The sequence below is a fragment of the Limnohabitans sp. 2KL-27 genome (assembly GCF_001269345.1).
In the GTDB taxonomy this organism is placed as follows: domain Bacteria; phylum Pseudomonadota; class Gammaproteobacteria; order Burkholderiales; family Burkholderiaceae_C; genus Limnohabitans_A.
The window spans coordinates 1,844,472-1,863,164 of sequence record NZ_CXOP01000002.1; the positions used below are offsets into that span (position 1 = coordinate 1,844,472).

Annotated in this window: 14 protein-coding genes; 11 read left to right on the forward strand and 3 right to left on the reverse strand. The window is 59.6% G+C overall.

Annotation, left to right across the window (positions count from 1 at the left end):
• Nucleotides 1–59: 59 nt before the first annotated feature.
• From LHAB_RS11645 to LHAB_RS11675, 7 genes are all read left to right on the forward strand, one after another.
• On the forward strand, nucleotides 60–347 hold the full coding sequence (locus tag LHAB_RS11645; RefSeq protein WP_090047924.1) for a succinate dehydrogenase: 288 nt from the start codon (nucleotides 60–62) through the stop codon (nucleotides 345–347).
• Nucleotides 344–706 (forward strand): succinate dehydrogenase, cytochrome b556 subunit, encoded by a 363-nt coding sequence (gene sdhC / locus LHAB_RS11650; RefSeq protein ID WP_228763418.1) that lies wholly within the window; start codon nucleotides 344–346, stop codon nucleotides 704–706. The genes LHAB_RS11645 and sdhC overlap by 4 nt, the downstream gene beginning before the upstream one ends.
• Nucleotides 707–753: 47 nt before the next feature.
• Entirely contained in the window at nucleotides 754–1,749 is a 996-nt protein-coding gene (locus LHAB_RS11655) for a tripartite tricarboxylate transporter substrate binding protein (protein ID WP_228763419.1), read from the forward strand.
• Nucleotides 1,750–1,849: 100 nt separating this feature from the next.
• Nucleotides 1,850–2,725, forward strand: a complete 876-nt coding sequence (locus tag LHAB_RS11660; protein WP_090046531.1) for a fumarate hydratase — start codon at nucleotides 1,850–1,852, stop codon at nucleotides 2,723–2,725.
• Between the two features lie 29 nt (nucleotides 2,726–2,754).
• Entirely contained in the window at nucleotides 2,755–3,366 is a 612-nt protein-coding gene (locus LHAB_RS11665; protein ID WP_090046534.1) for a fumarate hydratase C-terminal domain-containing protein, read from the forward strand.
• Nucleotides 3,363–5,156, forward strand: a complete 1,794-nt coding sequence (locus tag LHAB_RS11670; RefSeq protein ID WP_369814120.1) for an L-aspartate oxidase — start codon at nucleotides 3,363–3,365, stop codon at nucleotides 5,154–5,156. Before LHAB_RS11665 ends, LHAB_RS11670 begins: the two co-directional genes overlap by 4 nt.
• Nucleotides 5,157–5,209: 53 nt before the next feature.
• Nucleotides 5,210–5,956: a sulfite exporter TauE/SafE family protein gene (locus tag LHAB_RS11675; protein ID WP_090046538.1), complete on the forward strand. Its 747-nt coding sequence runs from the start codon at nucleotides 5,210–5,212 to the stop codon at nucleotides 5,954–5,956.
• A gap of 104 nt (nucleotides 5,957–6,060) precedes the next feature.
• Here LHAB_RS11675 and lpdA read toward each other — a convergent pair whose 3' ends face one another.
• From lpdA to aceE, 3 genes are read right to left on the reverse strand one after another with little or no spacing between them, the layout of a single operon-like run.
• Entirely contained in the window at nucleotides 6,061–7,908 is a 1,848-nt protein-coding gene (lpdA, locus tag LHAB_RS11680) for a dihydrolipoyl dehydrogenase (protein ID WP_090046539.1), read from the reverse strand.
• Nucleotides 7,909–7,965: 57 nt separating this feature from the next.
• Complete coding sequence (gene aceF, locus LHAB_RS11685; protein WP_090046542.1) at nucleotides 7,966–9,633, reverse strand: dihydrolipoyllysine-residue acetyltransferase; 1,668 nt, start codon at nucleotides 9,631–9,633, stop codon at nucleotides 7,966–7,968.
• A gap of 15 nt (nucleotides 9,634–9,648) precedes the next feature.
• The gene (aceE, locus tag LHAB_RS11690; protein WP_090046543.1) at nucleotides 9,649–12,345 is read right to left on the reverse strand and encodes a pyruvate dehydrogenase (acetyl-transferring), homodimeric type; all 2,697 of its coding nucleotides are present in this window, start codon (nucleotides 12,343–12,345) and stop codon (nucleotides 9,649–9,651) included.
• A gap of 171 nt (nucleotides 12,346–12,516) precedes the next feature.
• Here aceE and LHAB_RS11695 point away from each other — a divergent pair, with 171 nt between their 5' ends.
• The 4 genes from LHAB_RS11695 to LHAB_RS11710 all read left to right on the forward strand — a co-directional run bounded on the left by LHAB_RS11695 (nucleotide 12,517) and on the right by LHAB_RS11710 (nucleotide 18,684).
• Nucleotides 12,517–15,033: a PAS domain-containing sensor histidine kinase gene (locus LHAB_RS11695; RefSeq protein ID WP_090046545.1), complete on the forward strand. Its 2,517-nt coding sequence runs from the start codon at nucleotides 12,517–12,519 to the stop codon at nucleotides 15,031–15,033.
• Between the two features lie 19 nt (nucleotides 15,034–15,052).
• A complete protein-coding gene (locus LHAB_RS11700) occupies nucleotides 15,053–15,679 on the forward strand; it encodes a response regulator transcription factor (protein ID WP_090046546.1) in 627 nt (208 codons plus the stop codon).
• A 76-nt stretch (nucleotides 15,680–15,755) separates the two neighbouring features.
• Nucleotides 15,756–16,607 (forward strand): bifunctional methylenetetrahydrofolate dehydrogenase/methenyltetrahydrofolate cyclohydrolase FolD, encoded by an 852-nt coding sequence (gene folD / locus LHAB_RS11705; RefSeq protein ID WP_090046548.1) that lies wholly within the window; start codon nucleotides 15,756–15,758, stop codon nucleotides 16,605–16,607.
• Nucleotides 16,608–16,644: 37 nt separating this feature from the next.
• Nucleotides 16,645–18,684, forward strand: a complete 2,040-nt coding sequence (locus LHAB_RS11710) for a M3 family metallopeptidase (RefSeq protein WP_090046550.1) — start codon at nucleotides 16,645–16,647, stop codon at nucleotides 18,682–18,684.
• Nucleotides 18,685–18,693: the final 9 nt, after the last annotated feature.

Sequence of the window (18,693 nt, forward strand, 5' to 3'; positions counted from 1 at the left end):
CAGACCTCTCTAACCCTATTGCGCAAGCCAAACGCTGGTACTGGCAACGCATCAGCGCCATGGTGCTGGCTTTGTGCGTCATCGTGCACCTGGGGGTCATCATGTACGCGGTGCGTGGCGGGCTCAGCGCCGCCGAGATTTTGGGTCGCACCCAGGGCAATTGGGGTCTGGGTGCTTTTTATGCCCTGTTTGTGCTGGCCTGCGCGGTCCATGTGCCCGTGGGGATGGCCAATATAGCCCGCGAATGGTGGGGTTGGGGTGAGGCGGTGGCGCTGTGGTTGTCCCGCCTGTTTGCGCTGCTGCTCTTGGTCACGGGTCTTCGTGCGGTTTGGGGAGTTGTGACGTGACTGCGAAACGATCCAATGACCAGCGGGCGCGGGCCCACCCGGCTTACTGGGCTTTTTTGCTGCATCGCTTGTCGGGGCTCGGTTTGGCGTTGTTTTTGCCTCTGCACTTTTGGGCTTTGGGTCAAGCGATCCACGGTGCTGCAGCGCTCGATGGCTTTTTGCGACTGGCTGACCAGCCCCTCTTCAAGTTGGCCGAATGGGGCCTGGTGGTGTTGCTCTCACTGCACTTGATGGGCGGTGTACGCTTGCTGCTGATCGAATTTGGGCAAGCTTCGGGCCTGCGCAAGAACTGGATTTCCGTGGCTGTGGGTTTTGCGGCCGCGGCGGGTCTGGTCTTTGCATTGTCCCTTTGGGCTTGATGGTGTAAAAAACGGTAGATTTTTTTAAAACGACAGGAGACAAAGAGATGAACAGAAATCGACGTGCTGGCCTGAAAGGCATTTGGGCCATGACCGCAATGGCCATGGCTGCTTGGGTGGCGATGCCCGCAGCCGCACAACAGCCCTGGCCCAGCAAGCCGGTGCGCATCGTTGTGCCTTTTGCCCCAGGTGGTTCCACCGATGTGGTGGCCCGCATGGTCGGCCAAAAACTCTCAGCCATTTGGGGTGTGCCCGTGATCATTGAAAACCGCGCCGGTGGCGGTGGCAACGTGGGGGCTGATTTGGTGGCCAAGTCGCCCGCCGACGGCTACACGCTGCTGATGGCGTCGGGCAGCATCACCATCAACCCGCACATTTACAAAAAAATGCCCTTCGACACGGTGAAAGACCTGACGCCGATCACCAACGTGGCCAGTGGCCCCATGCTGGTCGTGGTGAACGAGTCCGCGCCCCAGAAAACCCTCAAAGAGTTGATCGACTTTGCCAAAGCCAATCCCGGCAAGGTCAACTTCGGATCTGCAGGCGTGGGCAGTCAGGTGCACTTGGCCGCTGAAAACTTTGCCGATGCAGCTGGCATTGACATTGCACACGTGGCCTACCGCGGAGAAGCGCCTGCCTACAACGATCTGATGGGCAAGCAAATTCAGATGATGGTGGGTAATTTTGCCGCCGCCTCTGCACTGCTCGGCAATGGACGTCTGCGCGCTCTGGCCGTCACCGGCAAAGAGCGGTCTTCTCAGTTGCCAGAGATTCCGACAGTGGCTGAATCCGGCCTGCCCGGCTTTGAAAACACGGGCTGGTTTGGCCTGTTGGCCCCCGCCGGTACGCCCGCAAGTGTGATCAACAAGGTGCAAGCCGATACGGTCAAAACCCTCTCCCAAACCGACACCAAGGCCAGACTCTTTGTGCAAGGCATGTCGCCGGTGGGCAACAGTTCGGCCGACTTTGCCAAGGCCATGGTGGCCGAATCACAGCGTTGGGCCACGGTGGTGAACAACCGCAAGCTGGCTGGCACGAACTGACAGCGTGCACCACTCGCCAGCGGCTTCAGGGCCGCTGGTTGTTGGGTTGACAAGGCCTTGTCAAGGACCAACTGTTCCGTCTTCACTGAATCGAATCCCCATGAAAATTGACCTGCAAGCCGTTGAGGACGCCTCCAAAGCCCTGTACATCCAGGCACTCAAGGTTTTGCCGCCCGATATCAAAACTGGATTTGGCCGATTGCAGGCCAGCGAAACCGGAGACACCGCACGCCAAGTGCTGGCCACCATGGTGACCAACATCTCGGTGGCAGAGTCCACCGACAACCTCTTGTGCCAAGACACGGGCATCCCGATTTACAACGTGGTGATCGGGCGTGATGTGGTGGTGGACGGTCACGCACTGATGCAGGCGGTGCGGCGCGGCTGCGAACGTGCGACCCGAGAATACCCCTTGCGCAGCTCGGTGGTGCATCCGCTGACGCGCAAAAATGAACACAGCTCGTGCGGCATTGAGGTGCCGGTGATCCATGTGAAGTTCAGCGACGAACCCGAATTGCTCGAAATTGAAATGATCCCCAAGGGCAGCGGTTCTGAGAACAACTCTTTCCTCAAAATGGCCATCCCTGCCGAGGGTATTGACGCGATCAAGACCTTTGTCATTGACTGCGTTTTGGCTTCTGGCGGCAAAACCTGCCCGCCCACCATCGTCGGCGTTGGCCTAGGTGGCACTTCCGACTTGGCGGTGGCCTTGGCCAAACGTGCCTCCACCCGCGAATTGGGCAGCCGCTGTGCTGACCCCGCAGGCGCTGAACTGGAGCAACAGCTGTCCATGGCGGTCAATCAGCTGGGCGTGGGACCTCAAGGTCTGGGCGGCGACTCGACCGCTTTTGCGGTGCACATTGAGTTGGCGGCGACTCATATCACCATGAACCCGATTGCCGTGAACATGCAGTGCCATTCGGCGCGGCGGGCACGGGCGAGCTTCACGCCAGCTGGCGTGCGCTATGGCTTCTGAACCTGAATACCTTGAAAGAGCGCTGCCCCATGGCACACCATGAACTGACCACACCCGTGACCGAAGCCCAAGTTCGGGCCTTACGGGTCAACGATACCGTCACATTGCAGCAAACGCTCTATGGCATCCGCGACGCCACCCAAATTCACATGTTCGACCGTGGACGATCCACCCGCTTTGATTTGAGCGGTCACGCCGTCATCCACACCGCGCCGAATGTTCGCAAGGTCACACCCGACGCCACTTACCCGGCTGGCTACCAAGCCATTTGCATCGGCACCACCACGTCCGACCGAATGGAGCGCTTCACCCGTCCGCTGATGACCCAAAACGGCGTGCGCCTGATCGTGGGCAAAGGCGGTTTGCGAGAGGATTCGTCACAGGCCTTCCGCGACATCGGAGGCGCTTATTTGGCCATCGTCGGGGGCACCGCGGCCCTTGAGACCACCTGGATCACCCAAATCGAAGACGTCGACATGGATGACCTCAATCCCGAATCGCTCTGGAAGTTCCGCATCCATAACTTTGGCCCCCTGCTGGTGGCCATGGACAGCCATGGGGGCAGCCTCTACAGCGTCGTCAAAGACGAGGCACAGGCGCGACGCGCCCAAGTGCTGGCCAGCTTGGGCGTCAAAGCATGAACGCGTCTACCCCCATGAACATCCAACGCATTCAAACCGACATCCTGATTCTGGGTTCGGGTGGGGCGGGACTTTTTGCGGCCTTGCACGCGCAGCAGACTGCGCCAGATCTGAAGGTGACCGTCGCGGTCAAGGGCTTGCTGGGCAAGTCAGGGTGTACGCGCATGGTTCAAGGGGGCTACAACGTGGCGCTGGCGCCGGGCGACTCGGTCGAGCGCCACTTCATGGACACCATCGAAGGCAGCAAATGGCTGGCCGACCAAGACCTGGCTTGGACGCTGGTGACGAAGGCGGTGGAGCGCATCCACGAGCTGGAAAACGAGCTGGGTTGTTTTTTCGATCGCAACCCAGATGGCACCGTGCACCAGAAGGCCTTTGCGGGACAAACCTTTGACCGCACGGTTCACAAGGGCGACCTGACCGGTATTGAAATCATCAACCGCCTGGCCGAGCAAGTCTGGGCCCGTGGCATTGACCGACTGGAAGAGCACCGTGCCATCGAACTCATTCGGACGGCCGACGGCAGTGCTTTGGCGGGCGTGCTGATGATCAATATGCGCGACGGCTCGTTTGTGTTCGTGCAGACCCAGGCTGTTTTGCTGGCCACCGGTGGCGGCCCGACCATGTACAAATACCACACGCCATCGGGCGATAAAAGCTGCGATGGACTGGCCATGGCACTGCGCGCGGGCCTTGCGGTGCGAGACATGGAAATGGTGCAATTCCACCCCACGGGTTTGCTCGCTGGCAGTGGCACACGCATGACCGGCACCGTACTCGAAGAAGGCCTGCGAGGCGCCGGCGGCTACCTGCTCAACGGCGACAAGCAGCGCTTCATGGACCGCTACGATGCACGCGAGGAACGGGCCACGCGGGACATTGTTTCCCGCGCCATCTTCTCTGAAATGCGCGATGGTCGCCTCTCACCCAACGGTGGCGTGTACATCCAGATGTCGCACCTGGGTCCTGAGAAAGTGCGTCAGCAATTCAAAGGCATGGTCGAGCGCTGCGGCGATTGCGGCTTTGATCTGGCTGGCGGTTTGGTCGAGGTGGTGCCCACTGCCCACTACATGATGGGTGGCGTGGTGTTTAACGCCGATTGCACGACGGGCCTCGTGGGTCTGTTTGCCGCTGGCGAAGACACTGGGGGCGTGCATGGCGCCAACCGGCTGGGTGGCAACGGCGTGGCCAATTCGACCGTGTTTGGTGGGATTGCTGGCGACAGCATGGCCGCTTGGGTCAAAGCCCAAGGTGCATGGCGTGCGCCGGATGAAGAAGCCATCGCACGCAGCGTGGCCTGGCATGAGATGCCCCTGGCACTGGGCGCTCCTGATCCACGCACTTCGCTGGGGTCCGGCGGCGGGTTGAGTGGACTTGAAAGCATCCGTGAAGCGCTGTTTGAGTGCATGTGGACCGATGTGGGCATCTTGCGCACGGGTGATGGTCTGCAGCGGGCGCTGGTCACTCTGGCTGAATTGGATGAGCGTTTGGCCCAAACCGGTGTGGCCGATGGTGACCGCGCCTTCAACTTGAGCTGGCACGACTGGATCAACCTTAAAAATCTGATTTCGGTGAGCCGTGTGATTGCCACTTCGGCGCTGGCACGCGAGGACTCACGCGGGGCCCACTTTCGTGAAGATCACCCCCAGACCGGCGACTTGCCGGGTTCCACTTTCATTGTGGTGACCCAAACAGGTACAAGGCTGGACATGCGGCGCGAGCCGGTGGTGTTTTCCAAAGTTCGACCAGGGCAGACTGTTCTTGAAGATACCATTGCAACAACACAATAAAGGGCAACGCACTCGGCTTGCGTCGAACACGCTCTTGAGGCTTGAACATTCCGATGCTTGATTATCCTTGGCCCACATTGCTGGCAACGGTGTTCATTGTGTTGCTCGCTTACTCGGTTTACGGGCTCACCGGATTCGGCGCGGCCATTGTGGGCATCCCTTTGTTGGCGCACTTTTATCCGCTGCGTTTTGCTGTGCCCATGATGCTCGTGCTCGACCTCTGCGCGGGTCTGATGTTTGGTTTGCGCGATCGCCAGCAAGTCAGTCGCACCGAACTGCTTTGGATGGCCCCTTTTGTGCTGATGGGCATGGGCATGGGTATCGTGTTGCTCATCCATGTCAATGAGCGCTGGTTGCTGATGCTGCTGGGCTCATTTGTGCTGTTTTACGCCTTGCGCAAATTGCTCAACAAAAATACCCCTCAAGCCATCTCCAAACATTGGGCGTTGCCAGCTGGAGTGATTGGCGGTTCATTGACGTCCATGTTTGGCACGGGTGGGCCTATTTATGTCTTGTATCTGGCGGGTCGGATCACGGACGTCAGCGTGCTGCGTGCGTCATTGGGCATTCTGATTTTCAGCACCGCTTTGGTGCGTCTGGGTTTGTTCACTGCCAGCGGCTTTTACATGCAGCCATCGTTGTTGCCACTGGCTTTTGCTTTGGCTCCGCTCGGTTTTCTGGGTTACTGGCTTGGCAGCCGACTGCACACTCGCCTGCCACCCCAACGTGCCTCTCAGGCTGTGTGGCTGCTGCTGATCGGCGGCGGAGCCAGCCTGCTGTGGCGCAGCATCCGCATGTGAGGAAGCACAAGCTCCGATGGCTTCAAAGCCAAGGGCTTGCACAATTGAAAAAGCCCCGAACGGTTGCCCGTTCGGGGCTTTTGCTTCTTCAGCACTGAAGCACCTTACTTCTTGCTGGGCGGCACGTCTGTGCAACTGCCATGCGCCACTTCCGCCGCCATGCCGATGCTTTCGCCCAGTGTGGGATGGGGGTGGATGGTTTTGCCGATGTCCACGGCGTCTGCGCCCATCTCGATCGCCAAGGCGATCTCGCCGATCATGTCGCCTGCATGCGTGCCCACCATGCCGCCGCCCAAGATCTTGCCGTGGCCGTGGGCCTCGGGTGAATCGTCAAACAGCAGTTTGGTCACGCCTTCGTCGCGGCCGTTGGCAATGGCGCGGCCAGAAGCCGTCCAGGGGAACAGGCCCTTTTTCACCTTGATGCCTTGCGCTTTGGCCTGGTCTTCGGTCAAGCCGACCCAGGCCACTTCGGGGTCGGTGTAGGCCACGCTGGGGATCACGCGGGCGTTAAACGCTGCAGCGGCCAGCTCTTTGTTGCCTTGCAGTTCGCCCGCAATCACTTCGGCCGCCACGTGGGCTTCGTGCACTGCTTTGTGCGCCAACATGGGCTGGCCTACGATGTCGCCAATGGCGAAGATGTGCGGCACATTGGTGCGCATCTGGATGTCCACGTTGATGAAACCGCGGTCGGTCACAGACACGCCTGCTTTTTCAGCACCGAGTTTTTTGCCATTGGGCGTGCGGCCCACGGCTTGCAAGACCAGGTCATACACCTGCGGTGCGGGGGCTGTGCCGCCGGGTTCAGCGCTCTCGAACGTGACTTCGATGCCTTCGGGCAAGGCGCGTGCGGACACGGTCTTGGTCTTGAGCATGATGTTGTCAAATCGCTTGGCGTTCATCTTTTGCCAAACCTTGACCAGGTCGCGGTCAGCGCCTTGCATCAGGCCGTCCATCATTTCCACCACATCCAGGCGTGCGCCCAGCGTGCTGTACACCGTGCCCATTTCCAGGCCGATGATGCCGCCGCCCAGAATCAGCATGCGCTTGGGCACCTCTTTGAGTTCCAAGGCGCCTGTGCTGTCCACAACGCGTGGGTCCTTGTCTAGCCCATCCTTCTGCATGAAAGGCAAGCGCACGGCTTGTGAGCCAGCTGCGATGATGGCGCGCTTGAAGGCGATCACTTTTTTGCTGCCGTTTTGCTCTTGCGCGGTGCCGCTGGTCTCAGACACTTCGAGGTGGTTGGCACCCACGAACTGGCCCAAGCCACGCACGGTGGTGACCTTGCGCATTTTGGCCATGGCCGCCAAGCCACCGGTGAGTTTGCCGATGACTTTTTCTTTGTGGCCGCGCAGCTTGTCGATGTTGACCACCGGCTTGCCGAAGTCCACACCCAGGTCCGCCATATGGCTGACTTCGTCCATCACGGCCGCGACGTGCAGCAGTGCTTTAGACGGGATGCAACCCACGTTCAAACACACGCCGCCCAAGGTGGCGTAGCGCTCCACAATGACCACATTCAATCCGAGGTCCGCCGCGCGGAACGCGGCCGAGTAACCGCCGGGGCCACCGCCGAGCACAACAAGGTCGCACTCAATGTCGGCCACCCCAGCATAGTTCTCGCCGAAGGATGAGGCAACGGCGGGTTGACTGGATTGCCGCGCTTCGCTCGCAATGACAGGGGATGGGCTTGCAATGTGAGATGTCGCCGCCGCACCCTCGCCTTCCAGCACCAACACGACCGAGCCTTGCTTGACCTTATCGCCGAGCCTGATGCGCAATTCCTTGACCACGCCCGCGTGGGAGGACGGGATTTCCATCGAGGCCTTGTCGGACTCCACGGTGATGAGTGATTGCTCGGCCTTGACGGTGTCGCCAGGTTTGACCATCAGCTCAATCACCGTCACTTCGTCAAAGTCGCCGATATCGGGGACTTGAATATCAATCAGTGCCATAGTCTTCTCATGATGTTGGGGACCGAGCAAAGCTGCGCTTTGGTCCGCCCCCAAGGTTCAAAGTAATACGCGACGGAAGTCGCTGAGGATTTGACCCAGGAACGCGTTGAAGCGTGCCGCAGCGGCGCCATCGATGACGCGGTGGTCCCAAGTCAAGGACAGGGGCAGCATCAGGCGGGGCACAAACTGCTTGCCGTCCCAGACGGGTTCCATGGTGCTCTTGCACACCCCGAGGATGGCCACTTCGGGCGCGTTGATGATGGGCGTGAAGTACTTGCCACCGATGCCGCCGAGGCTGGAGATGGTGAAGGTGGCGCCGGTCATTTCTGCGGGACCGAGTTTGCCGTCACGCGCCTTCTTGGCCAGTTCGGACATTTCTTGGCTGATCTGCAAGACGCCTTTTTTGTCGCAATCGCGAATCACCGGAACCATCAAACCATTGGGCGTGTCTGCGGCAAAACCGATGTGCCAGTAGTTTTTGTAAACCAGTGCGTCACCATCGAGCGAGCTGTTGAACTCGGGGTATTTCTTGAGCGCGGCCACGCAAGCCTTGATCAAGAACGCCAGCATCGTGACTTTGACACCTGACTTTTCGTTCTCTTTGTTGGTCGAGACACGGAAAGCTTCGAGCTCGGTGATGTCCGCATCGTCGTGGTTGGTGACGGCTGGAATCATGATGGCGTTGCGCAACAAATTGGCACCGCTGATCTTCTTGATGCGGCCCATCTCCTTGCGCTCGATGGGACCAAACTTGGCAAAGTCAACTTTTGGCCAGGGGATCAGGCCCAAAGCTGCGCCGTCACCGCCCGAAGCTGCAGGCGCTTTGGCTGCCTGCGCCTTGGTTTGCGAAGCGCCAGCCATGACGGCTTGCGTGAAAGCTTGCACGTCGGCCTCGGTGATGCGGCCCTTGAGGCCAGAGCCTTTGACTTCGTCCAAAGGCACGCCGAGTTCGCGGGCGAACTTGCGCACCGATGGTGAGGCGTGGGGCAAGCCCACAGGGTTGCCACCGGGGGCGTGGGCAGGCGCGGCCAGGGCAGTGACGGCTGCGGCCACTGCGGTTGGCGCGGCAGCGGGTGCTGAGGCCACAGCCACAGCCCCAGAAGCTACGGGAGCAGCAGCAGCCGCAGTGCCTTCCAAAATGGCCAAGAGGTCACCAATGTTGACGGTGTCGCCCACTTTGACTTTGAGCTCTTTGAGCACGCCAGCGTGTGAGGACGGAATTTCCATCGAGGCCTTGTCGGACTCGACTGTAATCAGCGATTGCTCAACCTTGATCGTGTCGCCAGGCTTGACCATGACTTCAATCACGGCCACGTCTTTGAAGTCACCGATGTCGGGCACATGCACTTGAACGAGGCCAGATGAGGCAGCAAGTGTCACAGCAGGTGCAGCAGCACCACCAGCCACAGGGGCTGCCGCAACAGGCGCATTGGCTGCTGCGGCTGCAGGCGCAAGAGCCTGCGCAGCAGCCGGCGCAGTTGCGGCGCCACTGGCTTCTAGCACCAACACGATGGAGCCTTGCTTGATTTTGTCGCCCAGCGCCACACGCATTTCCTTGACCACACCGGCCGTGCTTGACGGAATTTCCATCGAGGCTTTGTCAGATTCCACAGTGATCAGCGATTGCTCGGCCTTGACCGTGTCGCCCACTTTGACCATCAACTCAATGACGGTCACTTCATCGAAATCCCCGATGTCCGGGACTTGTACTTCTACCAATGCCATGTTCGTCTCCAGTTTTTATGCGTACAAGGGGTTGATCTTGTCGGTTTTGATGCCGTACTTCTGGATGGCTTCTGCCACCTGAGCGACCGGCACTTTGCCCTCTTCACTCAGCGCCTTCAGGGCTGCGACCACGATGTAGTGGCGGTTGACCTCGAAGTGCTCGCGCAGTTTGCTGCGGAAGTCGGAGCGGCCAAAACCGTCGGTGCCCAGCACTTTGTAGGTGCGGCCCTTCGGTATGAAAGGACGGATTTGCTCGGCATAGGCCTTCATGTAGTCGGTCGATGCCACCACGGGGCCGTTGTGTTGTGCCAACTGTTGACCGACAAACGACACACGGGGTGTTTCCAGCGGGTGCAGCATGTTGTGGCGCTCGGCGTCTTGACCATCGCGTGTCAGTTCGTTGAAGCTCGGGCAACTCCACACATCGGCCTGGATGCCCCAGTCGCTGGCCAGCAGGGTTTGTGCGGCAATCGATTCGCGCAGGATGGTGCCCGAGCCCAGCAACTGCACGCGCTTGTCACCGGCGGCGCCTGGCTTGCACAAATACATGCCCTTGATGATCTGCTCTTCGGTGCCGGGTGCTAGGCCTGGCATCGCGTAGTTTTCGTTGAGCAAGGTGATGTAGTAAAAGACGTTGTCTTGCTTTTCCACCATGCGCTTCAAACCATGGTGCAGGATGACGCCGACTTCGTGTGCGAAGGTGGGGTCATAAGACACGCAGTTGGGGATGGTGTTGGCCATGATGTGGCTGTGACCGTCTTCGTGCTGCAGGCCTTCACCGTTGAGCGTGGTGCGACCCGATGTGCCGCCCAACAAGAAGCCGCGTGCTTGCATGTCTCCTGCAGCCCAGGCCAAATCGCCAATGCGCTGAAAGCCAAACATCGAATAGTAGACGTAGAACGGCACCATGATGCGGTTGCTGGTGCTGTAGCTGGTGGCCGCGGCGATCCAGCTCGACATGCCACCGGCTTCGTTGATGCCTTCTTGCAGGATTTGTCCGGCCACATCTTCCTTGTAATACATGACCTGGTCCTTGTCGACCGGGGTGTACTGCTGACCAGCGGGGTTGTAAATGCCGATCTGACGGAACAGGCCTTCCATGCCGAAGGTTCGTGCTTCGTCCACCAAAATCGGTACCACGCGAGGGCCCAAGGCCTGGTCGCGCAGCAGCTGGGTCAAAAAGCGCACATAGGCTTGTGTGGTCGAGATTTCACGGCCTTCGGCGGTGGGCTCCATCACGGCCTTAAAGGTCTCAAGCGAGGGCACAGTGAAGTTTTCTTCGGCTTTGGCTCGGCGCTTGGGGAGGTAGCCCCCCAGAGCTTGGCGGCGCTCGTGCAGGTAGCGCATTTCCGGCGTGTCCTCTGCCGGTTTGTAAAACGGGATTTGGGCCAACTCGCTGTCCGGGATTGGGATGTTGAAGCGGTCGCGCATGTACTTGATGTCTTCGTCCGTCAGCTTCTTGGTCTGGTGCACGGTGTTTTTACCCTCCCCCGCTTTGCCCATGCCAAAACCCTTCACGGTCTTGATGAGCAGGACGGTGGGCTGACCCTTGGTGTTGACGGCCTTATGGTAGGCCGCATACACCTTTTGTGGGTCGTGCCCCCCGCGCTTGAGGTTCCAGATGTCGTTGTCCGACAGATGCGCCACCATTTCCAGGGTGCGCGGGTCGCGCCCAAAGAAATGTTTGCGCACATAGGCGCCGTCATTCGCTTTGAAGGCTTGGTAGTCGCCATCCAGTGTGTCCATCATCAGCTTGCGCAAGGCGCCGTCCTTGTCTCGGGCCAGCAGGCTGTCCCACTCGCTGCCCCACAGCAACTTGATCACGTTCCAACCGGAGCCACGGAACTCGCCTTCGAGTTCTTGCACGATCTTGCCGTTGCCGCGCACCGGGCCGTCCAGTCGCTGCAGGTTGCAGTTGACAACAAAAATCAGGTTGTCCAGGTTTTCGCGGGCGGCCAAGCCGATCGCGCCCAGTGATTCGACTTCGTCCATCTCGCCGTCGCCACAGAACACCCATACCTTGCGGTTCTCGGTGTTGGCAATGCCACGGGCGTGCAGGTACTTCAGGAAACGCGCTTGGTAGATCGCCATCAGGGGGCCCAGGCCCATGGACACGGTGGGGAACTGCCAGAACTCGGGCATCAACTTGGGGTGCGGGTAGCTCGACAGGCCTTTGCCGTCCACTTCTTGGCGGAAGTTGAGCAATTGCTCTTCGGTCAGGCGACCTTCCAGATAGGCGCGGGCGTAAACGCCGGGAGACACGTGGCCCTGGATGTAGAGGCAGTCGCCGCCGTGGTTTTCGTTCTCGGCATGCCAGAAATGGTTGAAACCGGCACCGAACATGTGGGCCAGAGAGGCGAAGGAGCCGATGTGACCGCCCAGATCGCCGCCGTCAGCAGGGTTGTGGCGGTTGGCCTTGACCACCATGGCCATGGCATTCCAGCGCATGTAGGCGCGCAGGCGTTCTTCGATCTCAATGTTGCCGGGGCAACGGGCCTCTTCGTTCGGCTCGATGCTGTTCACATAACCGGTGGTGGCCGAAAACGGCAAATCGATGCTGTGTTGGCGGGCTTCTTCGAGCAACTCTTCAAGCAGAAAGTGCGCACGTTCAGGGCCCGCTTTTTCAATCACGGCGGACAAGGCGTCCATCCATTCGCGGGTTTCCTGGGTGTCCAGGTCACGGCCCGGTTGTTGTGGTGTTGCCGCTGTCATGCGTGTCTCCTGTTTGTGTTGTTGACCAGTGTTGTTCGGATTTTCACATATTTTATTTATTATTTCAAATTGTGCCGACTGTTTTTGCATTGTGAAATAAAAGCAACTCATCAATCAGGTGGCAGCGTGATTCAGGGCCAATGCAACTGGCTTGTCCCCTAAACTCAGGGGATGGAATTGAACAAAGCAGCCTCGGTCGTGAAAAAGGTCGGACCCTGGGCTTGGTGGCGCACATGGTGGCATCGCCAGTCACCGAACAGACAAGACCGATATGCCAATTTGGCACCCGTGGTGGCCGTGGTGCTTTTTTTGGCCGCCATTGCCAGTGCATTCTGGTACCTGCGGGTCGAAGAGATCGAGCGGGAGCAGGAAGCCATCAAACGTGATGTGGAATACGCGCAACAGAGACTGCGTTTGCGCTTGCTGGAGCGCCAAGAACAAGTCATGCGGTTGGCGCGGGATGTTTCCAATCAAGAAATTCGAACCGAGCAGTTTTTATCGCGTGCCGAAGCCCTGGTTCAGCAATACCCTGAATTGGTGTCATTGACCTGGATCGATGACCGCAGGCGCATCATGGCCAACCAAAGCGTCTCCAGCATTTCACCCAGCCAACACATGCGCGCAGGTACGGTGCTCAAGGTGGGGGAGACAGAGAGCCATTTCAGCTTGGCGCGTGACTTGATGCAGCCGATCTATGGCCAGGTCAACACCGATGTGGACAAGGATGCACAACTAGCGGTTTTGCAGCTGCACACACCCCTGAGCAACGAGCAAGGCCGTTTCAACGGTGTGATCCTGGCCGAATACACCATGGAAGGACTGCTTCGTTATGGCATCCCGACCGAAGTGTTGGCCAAGTACGCAGTGGCACTGCAAGACGGCAAAGGCCAATTGCTGGCGGGTCAGTCCATACCCGGTCGAATTGCCTTATGGCGGATGCTGCCCGGAAGTGACAAACCCAACAACGATTACGAAGTCCCGGTCTCTCCGGTGGGCAACGACCTGATTTTGCGGGCCCAGGCCTGGCGCACTTCGCAAGGCTTGGTCGGTGGGGGCTTGTTTTGGTTGGTCAGTGTCCTGAGTGTGATGACCGCATGGATGTTGATCGGCAATTGGCGCCACACCCGCAGGCGCATCCAAGCCCAAAAAGCACTGGTCGCCGAAACCAATTTCCGTCGCGCCATGGAGAACTCCATGCTGACCGGCATGCGCGCCTTGGACTTGCGCGGCCGAATCACCTATGTCAACCCCGCCTTTTGTCAGATGACCGGATGGAGTGAAGCCGACCTGGTGGGGGCTGTGGCCCCTTTTCCTTACTGGCCCGACCAGGACCGCGAGTTGCTGATGAAGCGGCTGGAAGAAGAAATCAGCGGTCTGCACTCGGCGGGCGGATTTCAGGTGCGGGTGAAACGCAAAAATGGCCAATTGTTTGATGCACGCATGTACGTGTCACCTCTGATCGATGCCACGGGAAAGCAAACTGGCTGGATGACGTCGATGACGGACATCACCGAGCCCAATCGGATCCGGGAGCAATTGGCCAGCTCGCACGAGCGCTTCACCATCGTGCTCGAAGCGCTGGACGCCTCGGTCTCGGTCGCCCCTTTGGGCAGCCACGAACTGTTGTTTGCCAACAAACTCTACCGACTGTGGTTTGGTCAGAACACCGAAGGCCACTTGCGTCTGGTTCAACAAGCAGGTGCCACCGACAGCAGCGATACCACGGACGAGATGGACCAAGTGGACGAAATGGCCGGTTTGCCCACCGAAAGTTTGACGGTTGCCAAATCCGAAAACTCAGAAATCTACGTCTCTGAACTGGGTAAATGGCTGGAAGTGCGCTCGCGTTACATCAACTGGGCTGACGGGCGACTGGCGCAAATGGTCATTGCCAGCGACATCACCCCAAGGCGGCAGGCCGAAGAACTGGCCGCTCAACAAGCCGAACGCGCCCAGACCGCCAGCCGGCTGATCACCATGGGTGAGATGGCGTCGAGCGTGGCGCACGAGTTGAATCAGCCGCTCACGGCCATCAGCAATTACTGCAGTGGGATGATTTCGCGGATCAAGTCGCAGCAAGTGCAGGAAGAGGATTTGCTGTCTGCGCTCGACAAAACCGCCCGACAGGCCCAACGGGCGGGGCAAATCATTTTGCGCATCCGCAGCTTCGTCAAGCGCAGCGAGCCCAACCGAATGTTGTCCGATGTGTCGGCCATGGTCAGCGAATCGCTGGAATTGGCCGAGATCGAAATGCGCAGGCGCCAAGTGCGCCTGACCCACCATGTGGCCGCCCGCCTGCCCCAGCTGATGGTGGACCCCATCCTGATCGAGCAGGTGCTGATCAACCTGATGAAAAATGCCGCCGAATCGATTGACAACGCCAACCGACCGGCGGGTCAAAGGCATGTGGAGTTGCGCATCGTGCCCAAAGAGGTCGATCACCAAGCCGTGGTGGAGTTCTCGGTAACGGATACGGGCCAGGGCTTACCGCCGGAAGACACCGAACGTGTTTACGAGGCTTTTTTCTCCACCAAGGTGGAGGGCATGGGGATCGGTTTGAATTTGTGCCGCAGCATCATCGAATCTCACCAAGGCAGGATCGTCTCGGAGAACCTCTACAATGCCGGCGAGGTGACCGGTTGCAGGTTCTCCTTCTGGATTCCGGTCGAAGCCGCTTTGACCACATAACAACCCACGGGGTAAATGAATGAGCTTGATTCCCAAAAAAGGCACTGTGTACGTTGTGGACGACGACGAAGCGGTGCGTGATTCCTTGCAGTGGTTGCTCGAAGGCAAGGATTACCGGGTGCGTTGTTTTGACAGTGCAGAATCGTTCATCAGCCGTTACGACCCCCGAGAAGTGGCTTGCTTGATTGCCGATATCCGCATGGGCGGTATGACCGGTCTGGAACTCCAAGACCGCCTGATCGAGCGCAAATCCCCCCTGCCCATCGTGTTCATCACCGGCCACGGCGATGTGCCCATGGCGGTGAACACCATGAAAAAAGGCGCGATGGACTTCATCCAGAAGCCCTTCAAGGAAGAAGAGCTTTTGAATTTGGTCGAGCGCATGCTCGACGAAGCCCGGGATGCCTTTGCCGGTTACCAGCAAGCGGCCAGCCGCGACGCCCTCTTGTCCAAATTGACCGGGCGCGAAGCCCAAGTGCTCGAGCGCATTGTGGCCGGTCGCCTGAACAAGCAGATCGCCGACGATCTGGGCATCAGCATCAAAACGGTGGAAGCCCACCGCGCCAACATCATGGAAAAGCTCAACGCCAACACCGTGGCCGATTTGCTCAAAATCGCGCTTGGGCAAAACGCACCCAAGGCTTGATGGCCCTGCCCCACTCGCAAACGCCCGCACCTGCCGGGCGTTTTGCATTTCCTCTCTGACTTTTTGGCCCTCTCTCATGACCGCACAACTCATCGACGGCAATGCCCTCTCCAAACAACTGCGAACTGAAGTCGCCACCCGCGCCCAGGTCCTGAAAGCCCGGGGCATCACACCCGGCTTGGCGGTGGTCCTGGTCGGCGACAACCCGGCCAGCCAAGTCTATGTGCGCAACAAAGTCAAAGCCTGCGAAGAAAGCGGCTTGCACTCGGTGCTTGAAAAGTACGAGGGCACCATGACCGAGGCCAACTTGCTCGCCCGTGTGCATGCCCTCAACCAGGACCCGGCCATCCACGGCATCCTTGTTCAACTCCCCCTGCCCAAGCACATCGACGCCCAAAAAGTGATCGAGGCCATCAGCCCCGCCAAGGACGTCGATGGTTTTCACATCGCCAGTGCGGGAGCGCTGATGACCGGCATGCCCGGTTTTTGGCCCTGCACGCCCTACGGCTGCATGAAGATGCTCGAAAGCATCGGCTACAACCTGCGCGGCAAACACGCCGTGGTCATCGGCCGCAGCAACATTGTGGGCAAGCCCATGGCGCTGATGCTCTTGCAGCAAAACGCCACCGTCACCATCTGCCACAGCGCCACGCCTGATCTGAAAGCCATGACGCTGCAAGCCGATGTGATCGTGGCCGCTGTGGGCAAACGCAACGTGCTGACGGCCGACATGGTCAAGCCCGGCGCGGTGGTGCTGGACGTGGGCATGAACCGCAACGACGAAGGCAAGCTCTGCGGCGACGTGGACTTTGAGGGTGTGAAGCAAGTGGCCAGCCACATCACCCCCGTCCCCGGCGGCGTCGGCCCCATGACCATCACCATGCTGCTGGTCAATACCCTTGAAGCTGCAGAACGCGCCTCTAAGTGAGAACATCTCACCCGAACTTGACCCTCTGGAACTGCCCATGACCAACCCCTTGCTCGACACCTCTGGCCTGCCCTTGTTTGACCGCATCGCCCCTGAGCATGTGGCCCCGGCCATGGACAAACTGCTGGCCGCAGCCGACAAGGCACTCGAAACGGTGACTGCAGCCGATTTCCCGGCGGACTGGAAAGCCATCGCCCGCGACTTGGACGTGGCCACAGAGCGCCTTGGTATGGCCTGGGGGGCGGTGAGTCACCTCAACAGCGTGGCTGATACGCCCGAGTTGCGCGCCGCCTACAACGCCGCCCTGCCCCGCGTGACCGAGTTCTGGACGCGCCTGGGCAGCGATGAACGCCTGTACGCCAAATACAAGGCCATTGACCCCGCCAGTCTCAACAGTGAGCAAAAACAGGCCCACAAAAACGCCCTGCGTGGCTTTATGCTGGGCGGTGCCGAGCTGCAAGGTGCGGCCAAAGAACGCTACGCCGCCATCCAGGAGCGCCTGGCCGAAATCACGCAAAAGTTCAGCGAAAACACTTTGGACGCCACAGACAAATTTGCCCTGTACGTGAACGAAGACCAACTCCAAGGCGTGCCAGCCGATGTGGTGCAAGCCACCCGCGATGCCGCGCAAAAAGAAGGCCAAGAAGGCCACCGCTTGAGCCTGAAAATGCCGGTCTACCTGCCGGTGATGCAGTTTGCTGACAGCGGCGCTTTGCGCGAGCAACTCTACAAAGCCCACGTCACCCGAGCGTCGGATCAAGCCCCAGAAGATGCCAAGCAATTCGACAACACCGCCTTGATGCAGGAAATCCTGGCCCTGCGCCAGGAAGAAGCCCACCTGCTGGGCTTTGACAACTACGCTCAGGTGTCGGTGGTGCCCAAGATGGCCGAGTCGCCCGAAAAAGTGACCGGCTTCTTGCGTGACTTGGCCGCCAAAGCCCGCCCCTTTGCCGAAAAAGACCTGGCCGACTTGCGTGAATTTGCCGCCAACGCGCTGGGCATCACCGGGCCCCTGAACGCCTGGGACGTGCCTTATTTGTCTGAAAAGCTCAAGGAGGCGCGCTACAGTTTCAGCGAGCAAGAAGTCAAGCAGTACTTCACCGCACCCAAGGTGCTGGCGGGTCTGTTCAAGATCATCGAAACGCTTTTTGAAGTCAGCATCCGCCCCGACCAAGCGCCCGTGTGGCACCCGGCCGTGGCGTTTTACCGCATCGAGCGCGACGGCCAGCTGATTGGCCAGTTCTACTTGGACCCCCCAGCCCGCGCCGGCAAGCGCGGCGGTGCCTGGATGGACGATGTGCGCGGCCGCTGGCAGCGCCCCGACACCGGCGAGCTGCAAACGCCCGTCGCGCACCTGGTCTGCAACTTCGCCGAAGGCGTGAACGGCCAGCCTGCGCTGCTGACCCACGACGACGTGATCACCCTTTTTCACGAGTTTGGGCACGGCCTGCACCACATGCTCACCCAGGTGAGCGAGCGCGATGTCTCGGGCATCAGCGGCGTGGAATGGGATGCGGTCGAGCTGCCCAGCCAGTTCATGGAAAACTTCTGCTGGGAGTGGTCGGTGCTGCGCCACATGACGGCCCACGTGCAAACCGGCGAGCCCCTGCCCCGCGCCCTGTTCGACAAGATGCTGGCCGCCAAAAACTTCCAAAGTGGCTTGCAAACCTTGCGCCAGATCGAGTTTTCATTGTTTGACATGCTGGTGCACGCCGAGCACGACCCGGCGCAAGACTTCATGCCGCTGCTGGCTCAAGTGCGCGATGAGGTGGCTGTGATGCGTCCCCCCGCTTTCAACCGCATGGCCCACACTTTCAGCCACATCTTCGCGGGCGGTTACGCCGCGGGCTACTACAGTTACAAATGGGCCGAGGTGCTCAGCGCTGACGCCTACGCCGCCTTTGAAGAAACCGCTGCCGCCGACGGCACGCCCAGCGTGGAAACCGGCCGTTTGTACCGTCAGGCGATTCTCGAAGCCGGTGGCAGCCGGCCGGCATTGGAGTCGTTCAAAGCGTTCAGGGGCCGTGAGCCAAGCCTGGAAGCCTTGTTGCGTCACCAAGGCATGGTTGCGGCATGAACCGACATG